Origin of the sequence: Streptomyces sp. N35 (genome assembly GCF_016464295.1) — a bacterium.
GTDB lineage: Bacteria > Actinomycetota > Actinomycetes > Streptomycetales > Streptomycetaceae > Streptomyces.
Window position 1 is genome coordinate 1 of sequence record NZ_JAEIMH010000048.1, and the last position, 11,816, is coordinate 11,816.

At 70.6% G+C, this 11,816-nt stretch carries 15 protein-coding genes and 1 tRNA gene; all 16 read left to right on the plus strand.

Annotated elements, in window-relative coordinates; translation table 11 throughout:
- The first annotated feature begins 513 nt into the window (after positions 1-513).
- The 16 genes from JAO81_RS24765 (at position 514) to JAO81_RS24840 (ending at position 11,739) form a co-directional block, all read left to right on the plus strand.
- Entirely contained in the window at positions 514-885 is a 372-nt protein-coding gene (locus tag JAO81_RS24765) for a hypothetical protein (protein WP_199550130.1), read from the plus strand.
- Between the two features lie 63 nt (positions 886-948).
- Positions 949-1,485 (plus strand): hypothetical protein, encoded by a 537-nt coding sequence (locus tag JAO81_RS24770; RefSeq protein ID WP_199550131.1) that lies wholly within the window; start codon positions 949-951, stop codon positions 1,483-1,485.
- Between the two features lie 117 nt (positions 1,486-1,602).
- Positions 1,603-2,202 carry a hypothetical protein gene (locus JAO81_RS24775; RefSeq protein ID WP_199550132.1) on the plus strand — a complete coding sequence of 200 codons (600 nt, stop codon included), beginning with the start codon at positions 1,603-1,605 and terminating at the stop codon, positions 2,200-2,202.
- 502 nt (positions 2,203-2,704) lie between these two features.
- The gene (locus tag JAO81_RS24780) at positions 2,705-3,904 is read left to right on the plus strand and encodes a DUF932 domain-containing protein (RefSeq protein ID WP_199550133.1); all 1,200 of its coding nucleotides are present in this window, start codon (positions 2,705-2,707) and stop codon (positions 3,902-3,904) included.
- 296 nt (positions 3,905-4,200) lie between these two features.
- Entirely contained in the window at positions 4,201-4,686 is a 486-nt protein-coding gene (locus JAO81_RS24785; RefSeq protein ID WP_199550134.1) for a hypothetical protein, read from the plus strand.
- Positions 4,683-4,889, plus strand: a complete 207-nt coding sequence (locus JAO81_RS24790) for a hypothetical protein (protein WP_199550135.1) — start codon at positions 4,683-4,685, stop codon at positions 4,887-4,889. The genes JAO81_RS24785 and JAO81_RS24790 overlap by 4 nt, the downstream gene beginning before the upstream one ends.
- 166 nt (positions 4,890-5,055) lie before the next feature.
- Complete coding sequence (locus tag JAO81_RS24795) at positions 5,056-5,868, plus strand: hypothetical protein (protein WP_199550136.1); 813 nt, start codon at positions 5,056-5,058, stop codon at positions 5,866-5,868.
- Positions 5,869-5,963: 95 nt separating this feature from the next.
- Positions 5,964-6,431 (plus strand): hypothetical protein, encoded by a 468-nt coding sequence (locus JAO81_RS24800; RefSeq protein WP_233415872.1) that lies wholly within the window; start codon positions 5,964-5,966, stop codon positions 6,429-6,431.
- On the plus strand, positions 6,428-6,628 hold the full coding sequence (locus tag JAO81_RS24805; RefSeq protein WP_199550137.1) for a hypothetical protein: 201 nt from the start codon (positions 6,428-6,430) through the stop codon (positions 6,626-6,628). The genes JAO81_RS24800 and JAO81_RS24805 overlap by 4 nt, the downstream gene beginning before the upstream one ends.
- A gap of 10 nt (positions 6,629-6,638) precedes the next feature.
- Positions 6,639-7,250 carry a hypothetical protein gene (locus tag JAO81_RS24810; protein WP_199550138.1) on the plus strand — a complete coding sequence of 204 codons (612 nt, stop codon included), beginning with the start codon at positions 6,639-6,641 and terminating at the stop codon, positions 7,248-7,250.
- Between the two features lie 105 nt (positions 7,251-7,355).
- Entirely contained in the window at positions 7,356-8,333 is a 978-nt protein-coding gene (locus JAO81_RS24815; RefSeq protein ID WP_307813639.1) for a hypothetical protein, read from the plus strand.
- 65 nt (positions 8,334-8,398) lie between these two features.
- A tRNA-Ile gene (locus JAO81_RS24820) sits at positions 8,399-8,471 on the plus strand.
- 245 nt (positions 8,472-8,716) lie between these two features.
- A complete protein-coding gene (locus tag JAO81_RS24825; RefSeq protein ID WP_199550139.1) occupies positions 8,717-9,055 on the plus strand; it encodes a hypothetical protein in 339 nt (112 codons plus the stop codon).
- Between the two features lie 59 nt (positions 9,056-9,114).
- A complete protein-coding gene (locus JAO81_RS24830; protein ID WP_199550140.1) occupies positions 9,115-9,360 on the plus strand; it encodes a hypothetical protein in 246 nt (81 codons plus the stop codon).
- 56 nt (positions 9,361-9,416) lie between these two features.
- Positions 9,417-10,112: a hypothetical protein gene (locus JAO81_RS24835; RefSeq protein WP_199550141.1), complete on the plus strand. Its 696-nt coding sequence runs from the start codon at positions 9,417-9,419 to the stop codon at positions 10,110-10,112.
- A 124-nt stretch (positions 10,113-10,236) separates the two neighbouring features.
- Positions 10,237-11,739, plus strand: coding sequence for a ParB N-terminal domain-containing protein (locus tag JAO81_RS24840; RefSeq protein WP_199550142.1), 1,503 nt, complete (start codon positions 10,237-10,239; stop codon positions 11,737-11,739).
- Positions 11,740-11,816 lie beyond the last annotated feature (77 nt).

Genomic DNA, 11,816 nt, shown 5'->3' on the forward strand with positions numbered 1-11,816 from the left:
GGGTTCAACAGGTCCCCTCCGGGGTCCAGTTGAACCCGGGCGGAGAGGGTTCGGCCCTCCGGGCCTCACCGGTACGCCTCGTGTGGGGCCCGTGGGCGGGTGTACGGCCTCCGGCCTCCCACCCGGGCCCGTACGAGCCACACACGAGGCGTACCGGCGGCGCGGAGGCCAGCCGACGCGCAACACCCAGAAACCAGGCCCCACCCCACCATGCCGTCCGCGCTCCGGGCCGTTCGTCTCTTTCTCTCACCACGGCCACGGGGCACGCAGGCAGCAGAGGGGGAAGTCAGCACCCCGACCACCACCAGACGGCCCCGTGGCCACGGGTAACGAAGCAGGAGGCCCGAAGCGGCCGCAACCATCCGTGCAACTCACCGTGCAACCTCCCGTGCAACATGCCGTGCAACTAACCATGCAACAGGGTCTTCCGATCAAGCACCGTCTCACACTATTATTTGAAGTGCAGGGGGAGGCGACCCCCGGCAACCGCAAGGGATCAACGAAGGGGAAACCGTGGAGATCCAAATCTCGGGCGAAATCGTCCGGCGCGTGCACGGGGGCCAGGACGCGCCCGTGACGGAAGCTGCCGTCATGGCGCGCAAGATCGCGAACTTTCTTCCGCTCGTGTGCCAGCGAGCAGGCGCGGTAATCGTGCACAACGCGGATGCTCGCTACACCGGCATTCGGTTTGACGTGGTGGCCGGTTGGGCCGTGCTGGAAATGCCGACGGGTGATGGTCCGTACCGGATCGTGCATCAGGCATTCCAAGATGACGGATTCGGACTGACGGAGAAAGAGATCAGGCGTATCGATCGGACTCACAAGCCCGAAGGAGTCGCGCTCACTACGGCCCACGCTCTTCTGTCGCGCGGCTTTCTGAAGTAGCGCATACGGGGCGCCCTTTCCGGGGCGCCCCGCCCAACCGGCACCACCGCAAAGGAGAAAGCCATGGAGACACGCATTGCCGAGGGCGCGCAGGAGGCCGGAGCCCCGCCCACCGTCAGCGAGGAGGAGCAGGCCGACCACGCGTTCGACGTGTTGGCGCGCAGTGAGGGCGACCCTCGGGCCGTGCGCGCGTCCCGCGCTCAACTGGCTTTGGTTCAGCCGTTCTTCGAGCTCGGTTGGATCATGGGTGTGCGTACCGGCCACACCGGACCGGCCATGACAGACGTTCCGCTTGCCCCGCATACGGTGCGCACCGCCTTCCGGCAGCTCCTGAGGTACGCGCCCATCTCGTCGTTCGCCGCCCCGCAGCCCGCCGAGCCCGTGCTGTGGCAGAAGGTCAGGTATCACGGCAGCAGGACGCACCGGCACGGGCTCTACTGGGTCTACGCGATCACAGCCGTCGCCAGCCAGGTTGGCGGACCTCACGAGCTGCGCTACAGCCTGTGCCATGTGATCGACGGCAAGCCCGTGCCGGTCGTCATGGACGCCGGGCGAGGCAGCCTCACACCCCACTCTGAGTACTACCGCACCCCGCTGTAAACGCGCAGGTCGAAGGGGGCTTCACACCCACAGGACACACACTATTATTGAAGTTGTTCGGGGGTCGGTGGCCCCGGCCCCCGAACCCGCACAAGCCAACGACGAAGGGGAACGGCAATGGCAGAGCAGGACACGGAGCGGATGCTCCCGGACGTACAGAAGTATTTCGCGGCCTTGGAGAAGGCCGACCAGGAGTACCGGGCGGCTCGGGATGTGCTCGCCGGGAAGTTCCCGCAGCGGCACGACTGCACTCCCGAGGGCGACCGGCAGTACGACGAGCACCGCGACGAGGTGCGCAAGGCGGACGACGCCAAGTACCGGACGGGGGAAGCCGCGTGGGAGGTTCTCGCCGCGTCGAGTGACCCGCTGGTCAAGTTCATCGGCGAGAACTGGTCGCAGTACCGCTGCGATGCCGAAGTGGTCTTGGCCGCACTGCCCGCCACCGTCGAGGAGCTTGACACCCTGGCGGATCAGAACGGCTGGTGCGGCGTCTACGAGCAGTTCAAGGCGGACGCCATCGAGGCGGGCGCTCTGCCTGCCCCGCTCGCGTTGAGCCCGGCCATGGTCGAGGTCTTCGAGGTGATCGAGTCCCACGCCGGGACGGCCTCTCGGCGTGGCAAGGCGCGTATCCGCGAGGCCCTGAACGCCCTGGTGCAGGAAGCCATGGAGGCCGCCGTCAGTGCCGAGGTGGCCACGGCGGTAAGGGTCCTGTCGTAGCGCTCCCCCGCATGCCGCACGCGCCCGCGTAGCGGCACCGAGCCGCCGCGCCCTGTCTTCTCCTCGGCAGGGCGCGGCGCCCCGGCCACGGCTCCGGCCGGGGCGGCGCCCCCCGGGGCCCCCGCCCCCCCCCCCCCGGCGGCCCCGCGGGGGGGGCGCGCCCCCCCCCGGCCCGGCCCCCGGCGGGCCCCCCCCCGCCTGGGCCCCGTACTCCCCCCACGGCGGCGCCCGGGCGGCGGGCACGCTCACCACAGGCGCACGGCCCACCTGCGGCGGCGCATCGGTGCAGCTGCCGCACCGGCACGCCGCCGTGCTCACCGCCCCATGGCCCAAGGCGCCGGCGGATGCGCCCACCGCCCCACGCACTGGCCGGAGTGGGCAATCACCGCAGGTCAGATGGGGGTTCACACCCACCCATATCACACTATTATTGAAGTTGTTCGGGGGCGGTGGCCCCGCCTCCCGGACTCGCAGAAGCCAACACCGAAGGGGAACCGAGACCATGACCGACGTCAACACCGCTTTCGCGGCCGAGAAGGCCGACCAGATCCAGAGCGTCCGCGACGAGGCCAGCGCGCTTCAGGGCCGGATCGACCGGGGCGAGCTGCGCCCCCTCGGAGGCGACCGGTACGAGGTGACCAGCGGATGGGACCGGGGCGAGGTCTTCACGATCTCCCGCGACACGGAAGGCCGGATTGCGGGAATCCTCGCGAACCACGGGCTCGACACGACCGCCGACGGCAAGGTGGCGCTGTACGCCGCCGCCCCTGCCTGGCACGGACTCGGCCAGATCATCCCCGGCGGCACCACGGACATTGACGAAGTGCTGCGCCGATCTGGCCTGGACTTCCAGGTGATCACGGTTCCCGCGCTGTACGACTGGCAGGGCGAGATCCGCGAGCACACCGACCAGCACCACACTGTGCGCACCGACACCGGCGCCGCTCTCGGAGCCGTCGGCGCCCGGTACGAGCCCATCCAGAACCGGGCCGGATTCGAGTTCCTGCAAGAGCTGGTCGGTAGCTCCGAAGTGACGTGGGAGTCCGCCGGAGTGCTGCGCGGCGGGAAGCGGGTGTTCATCTCCATTCGCCTGCCCGAGACCGTGACCGTGGACGCCGACGGCATCAAGGACAGCGTGATCCCGTATGTCGCGGTCATGAACGACCACTCCGGGCGCGCCAAGTTCCAGTGCGTCGTGACCCCGTGGCGGCCCGTCTGCGCCAACACCGAGCGGTTCGCCGTCCGGGACGCCTTCACCAGTTGGTCCGTGCGCCACACCGCGAAGGCCACCGGCCAGATCAAGGAGGCCCGCCGCACGCTCAACATGTCGCTCCGGTACTACGAGGTCTTCGCCCAGGAGGAGACCGCACTCGCCCGCACCAAGCTCGCACTGGACGAGTTCCACCGCGTGATCGGTGATCTGTGGCCGCTCGAAGAGGACGCCACCAAGCAGAAGAAGACCATCCACGCGAAGCGACTGGACACGCTCACCGAGGTGTATGCCACCGAGACCAAGCGCGTCGGACCCACCGCGTACGCGGCGGAGCGCGCGATCACCGGCTACCTGGACCACCACACCAACCGGCGCGTGCCGCAGACCATGACCGAGGAACTGACCCGCGCGGCCGCCGCACTCGAAGGCGCCGACGACGACATGAAGACCAGGGCACACCGCCGCCTGATGCTCCTGAACACCCGCTGAGCCTCCTTGGCGGACCAAGCCCCCGTGCGGGCCGGGGAACTCCCCACGGCCCGGCCCGCACGGGCCCAACCGGCAAAGCGCGGAGCGCGCCCCCACCCCGGTAGAGCGCGGAGCGCTCAACCCCCAGGCCACGGAGCGCGGAGCGCTCCAGCAAGCGCACCTGCCGCGTAGCGGCAGCGCGACGCGCCTGCGGAGCAGGCTGCGCGCCAGGAATCAGGCCGCACCCCGGGCACGCCCCGGCGCCGGCGAGCGGCACCCACCCCGAACACCGCCCCCCAGTCCCGCGAGGAGTCCTCATGTCCGCTCGCCCCGAACTGATCCGCCCTGACCGCTCCGCCCTCCAGGCCGCCATGGACCGGACCCGGACCGCCCTCCCCTACCTGGTCGTGAAACTCGGCGAAGGCACACACACGCTCCACCTCGTGGCGGTGCGAGCCGACCGCACGCCTCTGGCGGCCAGCGCCGAACTGTTCATCAGTCACGACCCGGTCCACCTCTCCATCGGGGATGACCGCGAGTTCAACACGCTGCGCATGCTGCTCGCCTACGCGCTGGACAGCACCACTACGCGCAGCGCCGTCCTGATCGCCACCACAGTCACCGGCGAGCCCACTGCCCGCGCCTGCGGCTGGACCGTACGGGACAGGTGGCTGCATCCGATGGAGACCGCCGAGCTTGAGGCCGCATTCGTCCCCTGCCCCGGCACGACCGGGATACAGCCCGACGTCTACCCCGCCCCCGTCCTGCCCCGCCCCAACCAGCCCGCCGAGGAGCGCTCATGAGCGACAAGCCCGCCGTCCTGCCCAACGGGTTCTGCAGCAACAAGACCCCGGTCCCCGGGACCGCCCGGCAGGTCAACGCCCATTCGCTCGGCGCGAAGTTCTCCCGGATGCACGGCCGCAGGTACGCCGACTGCCCGTGCGGCAAGAGCCCCGCCCTGACCGAGCGGGGCAAACTCCGCCCGCACAAGCAGCCCACCGCATAGCCCACTGACACCGTCCACGCCCCGACCCGGTAGCCCGGGGCGTGGACGGCCCGACCGGCCAGCCCGCCACTGGCCGCACCGCCGCCGCTCCGCGCCCGCCGCTCCCCTTCGGCGCAGCGCGGGGCGGCAAGCCGCCGCACACTGCCCTTCGCCGTGAGGAGTCGCCATGTCCCCCGAGGTTCTGACCATCGAAACCGCCGCCGGCCGCGTGTACGCCACCGGCCGGGTTCTCGAGTCCGAGGCCGTCGTGTTCGAGCTCGGCGGCGCGATGCGCGGCAGCGTGTACGTCACCGGCACCCACCACCCGCGGCACTGGGACCAGTTCACCGCCGTACGTGCCTGTCTCGGGCCCGTGAACAGCTTCAAGACCACCGCCCCCGACAGGGACCAGCCACGGCTCGCCCACGGCCACACCGGCTACCGCGGCAGCCTCACCCTCTACAACGACGGCCGCGACAGCCCCACGGTGTACGTGCATACGCTGAACTCCGTCACCGGCCATGCGCCAACCGAACGCGTCGAGGATGTGCTCACCGCCGTACTGGAAGCCTGCGCAGAACACGTCGCACAGCTGCCAGAGGTGCCCGCGATCCTGGACGCTTCCCGCGAACGTGACACTCCCGCCCTGCTCGCGTTCCTCGACTGGAGCGTGCAGCACAGCCTGGACGAAATCGCGCGCATGGACCGCTTGGCAGACGAGACCGACCCCGCTCGGCGCAAGGCCGTTGCCGCCTGGTGGACCGCCGCACGGTGGCTTCCGCGCGCCGAACAACCTGCCCAGATGCTCGCGCTCGCCGACCATCTCGCCTCTCTCAGCCGCGCGTTGAACGTGCTGCTGTGGCAGGGGCCGTACTACCGGGCACGCGCAACCGAAGGACGCGCACGCGCCCGCCGCACCGACGCCGAAGCCCACTCCCTGCGCGTGCAGCAGAACGAGTACCCGTACGGCCACCGCCCCCATCTGGCTGATGCGCCCTGAACTAGCAGTTCAGAGGGGGTTCACACCACCCATAATCACACTATTATTGCTGTTGAGGGGCGGCGCACCGCCCGCCATCGAGCAGAGGAGCCACCATGCCCACACGCTGGCTGATGACCCTGGGCGAGCGCACCCGCCCCGACGCACCCACATACGCGGAGGACCCCGCCCCCGACGAGGCGCGCGCCCTGGCCCTGGTCGACGACTTCGGCCATCTGTTCACCGTGCTGCGGGAATGGCGGGCAGTGTACGGCGAGGAACTCACCGCGTACGCGGTGCAGGTGGAGGCCGGCGACCTCGGCCACCTGCCCGCGGAGGTCGTCGACGACTGGGAGGAGCTGGGCGATGTGGTCCGCCTCGACACCGAGCCCGGCGGGTACGTGAAGGTGTCCGACTACCGAGAGATCCCGGACCGCGCGGACATCTCCGCCCGTACGCCCTTGGGGCTCCCGCTGTGGACCACCGCCCCCTTGCCCGGTGATGAACAGGGCCCGCCCGGCACACCGCACCCCAACGCTCCCGAGCTCCCGCAGGCTCCCGGCGCACGGCAGCCCTCCGCATGAACAGCGCGCTGCGGCCGTGGCGTGCGGAGGACTTCGACGAGGAGTGCGCCACGTGCCAGGCGCCCGCGGGTGAATGGTGCCGCCCCGGGTGCGACACCGGCTACACCGCCGAGGACGCCCGCCGAGAGGCCGAGCAGTCCCGCGCGGCGCGCCCCCGGTTGACGCGCGACGCACCGCCCGACATCCCGAAGGAGTGAACAGAGCCTCATGAACATCGAGTTGCGCACACAGAGCCAGTTGGACGCATTCACCGAGGAGGTGGCGCAGCTGCTGGGCACGCATTGCCGGACCGCCGAACTGACCGGGTACGGAGCCGGGTTGGGGCGGCTCATCATCGATGACGACGGCCGGGCGCTGCGCCTGTGCCAGCCCGAGGCCCGCCTCCCCGACCGGCTGAAGATCTCCGCCGCGATGCCGGACGACTCCGAGGTCACCGCACCGTCAATCGGCGTGACCGCCCTCAGCGCCCGCCACGTGACGCGCGAGATCACCCGGCGCCTTGTCCCGCTCCACATCCAGGCCGCAGCGCAGGAGGCCCGACTCGTCGCCCACCGGCGTGCGGAGGAGGCCGCACGGCGCGTCATCACCGATGCCGTGGCCGAGGCGCTGCCCGGGGCGCGCGTCGAGGAGGGGCCTGGACTGGCGCGGGTCCATTGGGAGCGCGACACCCAGACGACCGATAAGCGCGGCTTTGCGGTGGTCGCCCATGTCACCGTCACCGTGGGCGTATGGGACGGCCGGGTTGAGGTCGAAGCATCCGGACGTCCCGACGCGGTAGTCGCCATGCTGGCCGCATTCGCCCGGGCCACGCCGGGGTGAGCAGCCACCTCAGGAGGGGGGGTTGCCACCCGACAGATACACACTATTATTAGAGATGCGCCGGGAGGTCCGGCCCAACTCGCCCACGAGAAAGGCGTGCACGTAATGAACACCGAGAGCCCCTCCGGGCACCGCCAGGACCACCCCGACGCCTCCCCCGCGGACACGAAGGACGACACGGGACGCACCAGCCGCCTGGCGATGCGCCGCGCGCTGCGGCGCGAGATCTCCGGCACCATCGGACTGGTCGCGGACGAGGACGCATTCCGCGCCATGCAGCGCTACGACAGCTTCACCTTCGACACGTTCGCGGCCTACCTGTCCGCCATGGAGGACCTGCTGACGGCCCGCGCCAGCCAGGGTGCGCACACCGACGTCGTCCTCTTCGACCCGCAGGAGTACGCCGAGTTCTGCACCGACACCGGGCGCGACCCCGACCTCCCGGCCAGCCGCGCCCGCTTCACCGCCGAAGTCGCCGCGGCAGGAACGGGCATCCCGTACGACGGACAGTCCGTATCCGACCTCCGGGCCGACCTGATCACCGCGATGGAGAACCAGGCTTCCTCGGAGTACGCGAGCGAGGTGCTCGCACGCCTCGGTGACTGCGCCATCTGCAACGAGGATCTCGGCAAGGAGGCCTTCGCCCGCGCGGCGACACTGCTGCGCCGCGTCCTCGACGCGGCGCCCAAGGGTGATCACCATCTCGTGTGCAGCGTCGTCGCCGGCCCGAGGGCGCTCAGGTCCAGCTTGAACACGGACACGGACACGGACGAGGACGGCACGGTCGCGCTCGACGAGACCGAGGCGACGGGCCTCATCAACGTGCTCGCGCTGGGGCTTGTCACCCCGCATACCGCAGGGCTCATCGTGCGGACCCGCACCGAAGGCACGGCGGACCGTGCGTACGGCTGGCGCCTGGACGAGCGCGGCGCCATCACAGCGCTCACCGCCTCCGAGGTCTTCGATGCCTACTGCACCGCCCCTCACCCCGACGGATGGATCGGCCCGGACACCGACGACACCGAGTACTGCACGGCGCCCGACCTCGCCCCCGAAGACCCCAAGTTCCGGCCCCACCGCTAGCCCGACCCCGCGAGGGGCGTCCGGCCGACGCAACGGCCGAGGCGCCCCTCGCGGGCCACCTCCCCGGTGCTGTAGCTCAGTTGGCAGAGCGCGGATCTTATATGTCCTAGGTCGTGGGTTCGAGTCCCACCAGCACCACCCGGCCCCTGCCCACCCGCCACGCGGGCGACGGGCCCCTCCCCAAAGCCCGTCGCCCATCTGGACGGCGCGGCCGGCCTGCGGGCACTCGACACACCCAACGCACCGTAGGCCCGAGCTTCCACGCCTTTCCTCGCAGGTCAGGGGTGGGTTCACACCATCCCAGAACACACTATTATTTAGATGCAGCGAGTTGGCTGCCCCTTTTGGGCCGCTCAACCTGCCCAGTCGGCCCAGGAGTTGCCGTGTTTCGAACGATGCGCCGCGCACTGCGACGGGCGCGCCTGCACATCCCCGTCCGCCCGCTCACAGCGCGGGCCGCACACCTGCCGCCCACCGCGCGCGATGCACTCGGGGAGCACGTGAGCGCCGAGGAGGCCATCACCTTCAACCGGGGCCGCGTCGCGACCGCCAGCGCCGTCGCGCTCTACCGCGGCGGGCTCCAACTCCCCCTGTCCGACGCGTTCTTGGACAACGTCGTACGCGCGCTGGGCTTCCCGTATTCGCGGCCGAGCCGGGAGACCCGCGCCGCCATCCGTGCCGCGCTCGCCGTCCTGGAAGCCGACCCCACCATCACCCGCTGACCGCCCCTTTGGCTGCGCGGCCTGATCGCCCAGCCCCGCAACACGGAAGAAGGATCCCGATGTTCGCCGTAGCTCCCGACCCTGACCACGGCCTTGTCGCCGGGCCCGCGTGTTCGGACGGCCTCACGCCCGAAGTCGAGCAGTTCCATGCCGGGCAGGGGTTCACCTGGAACGACAAGATCGAGGCGTTCACCCGCAGCCACGACACCGCGCCCACACCCGCGGACGTGGACACCATCGCGAACGGGCTGCGCGACCTGGGCCAGTACGTCATCTCCACCCACGCCTCGCAGCGCCGCAGCTGACCGGCCCGCGGGTCGACCCTCACCCCACCCCACGGCCGCACGAAGGGAGTTCCCCGATGCCCAGCAGCCGCGCTCTGCCGCAGCGCCCCATCCGATATGCCGTCATCGAGCACCAGGAGCGCTACCGCGTCCTGGACCAGCTCCACGGCTACGCCCTCAGTGACCACACCGCCCGCGAGGCCGCCGAAGACAGCGCGCGCGAGCTCACCGCCAACCCGGCGGCCGCCATCGCCGCCGTCGAGGCACTCGACGCCGCCCAGCGGGGCCCCCCCGCGCGCGGGCGGCGCAGCTTGCCCAGGGTCGGGGATGCCTGGAGGCCGCCCCGGGGGGGAATGATGGGGCCGTTCAGCGAGTTCAGCTCCGACCGACTGCGCACCCTGATCGCCGCCGGCCATCTCGCCCAGGTGTACAGCCGGGCCGGCCACCCCTACGTCACCACGCCCGAGCGCTACGCGCAGCTGCCCCTCAGCTGGATACACGACGAGGGCGTGACGTACCCGGTCGCCGACTTCACGCTGCTCGACCGCCACCGCCCGGCCCGCGCATCACTGTCGGCGCACGCGCGCTACGCGCCGTGCGAGCTCCACGGCATCAGCCTGTGGCGCTGCCTGCTGTGCGCCCCGCGCGAGGCGTACGAGTGCGACTGGGGCACCTGCACCGCGAACCGGATCACCGCATCCCACTGCGAGCGGTGCGCCCGCAGCAACCCCCTGCGCACCTTCCCTCTGCCTCCCTGCCCGGCACCGGACTGACACCAAAAGCCGCAGGTCAGAGGCGGGTTCACACAGAACCAAAACACACTATTATTAGTAGTGAAGCAAGCGGGCAGTGCACTCCACCGCCCCTTTCGCCACCCAGCACGAAGGAGAAGCGCTCATGGCCACGGCCGCTGTGACCCCGCCCACCGACTCCGCACCGCAGGACGAGGCAGCACCGCAGATCGTCTATCTCGACCCGAAGCTCGTGGTGCGCGATGAGTACAACGCCCGTGAGGAGGACACCGAACCGGACGACGACTTGATCAAGTCCGTGACGGAGCTCGGAGTCGAGGAGCCCATCAGCGTCCGCCCGCGAGGCGACGGCACCTTCGGCGCGTTCAAGGGATGGAGGCGCACCCAGGCGCTCCAGATCGCCAACGCCACCGCCGAGCAGGACGGCCGTCCCGTCCGCAAGATCAAGGCGTTCGTCTGTGCGGATCTGGTCGGCCGCGACGGCTGGACCAAGTTCCTGTCCCTGGTGGAGAACAAGGACCGCAAGGGCATGAGCGAGCGCGACATCCTCAAGTCGCAGGAACTCGCCCTGATCGAAATGGATGATGTCGAGCGCGGCCGCGCCGCCAAAGCGCTGGGGGTCGGGCGCCATGCGGCCAAGCAGGCCAAGGCGGCGCAGAAGCTCGATGACGCCACCCTGCGCCGGGCGGCGGCCGGAGGCATGGACCTGGAGCAGACCGCCCAGCTCGCCGAAGTCGAGAGCATCCGAGGAGCGGACAACCGTCTCCTGGCCGCGCTCAAGCGTGATCAGGACGAAGGCGGCGGCGGACGCGGCCACTGGGACCAGGCGTTCGCGCAGCTCAAGGCCGAACAGGAGGACGCCGCGTCCCGGGCCAAGGCGATCGAGGACCTGAAGGCGGCGGGCATCCCACTGCTGCGCGCACCCTCGTACGGCGAGAAGGACCCCTCCCGGCCGCTCACCGAGCTGACCACGTCCCTGGGCAACTTGCTGACCGAGGACAACCACAAGGGCTGTCACGGCCACAGCGCCCGGCTGGATGAGGAGCACCAGCCGGTGTGGCACTGCGCCGACCCGGCCGCCCACGGGCACAAGGTCCGCCCCACCCCGAAGAAGCCGAAGACGGAGGCCGACAAGCAGCAGGCCGAAGAACGCGCCCGGACCACCGCGCACAACCGGGCCTGGAAGGCGGCGGCCGGACCCAGGCGCGAGTTCATCAAGCGGCTCGTACGGGGCAAGACCCTGCCCGAGGAGGCCCGCGAGTTCGCCGTGCGGATCATGCTCGAACTGCCCCGCCTCTACGGCAAATGGGCCGACAAGCAGCGCACCGAGACCCTCGCCGCACTGCTCGGCGCGAAGGACCCTGCCAAGGAGTCGGCCGCCGACCTCGCCGCCGCCTTCGCCAAGAACCGGCTCCCCAACATCGTGTTCGCACAGGTCGCGGCCGCCTTCGAGGACGCCATCAGCGAGCCCAAGCAGTACGACAACGCGCGGATGCGGCACGTCTTCCTGTGGGAGGAGCCGTCCCGGCACCACGTCGAATACCTGCTGCTCCTGGAAGCGCTCGGCAAGGCGGACAACGGCAGCTACCAGCTCGCCGAGGTCGAGGCCCAGGCCATCGCCAGCCAGCGGCCCGACACCGCCGCCTGAACACCACGCAAGCCCCCGGCCGGGGGCCCCCGCGCCCCCCCGGGCCCCCCCCCCCCCCGAACGCGGAGGCGGCGGCC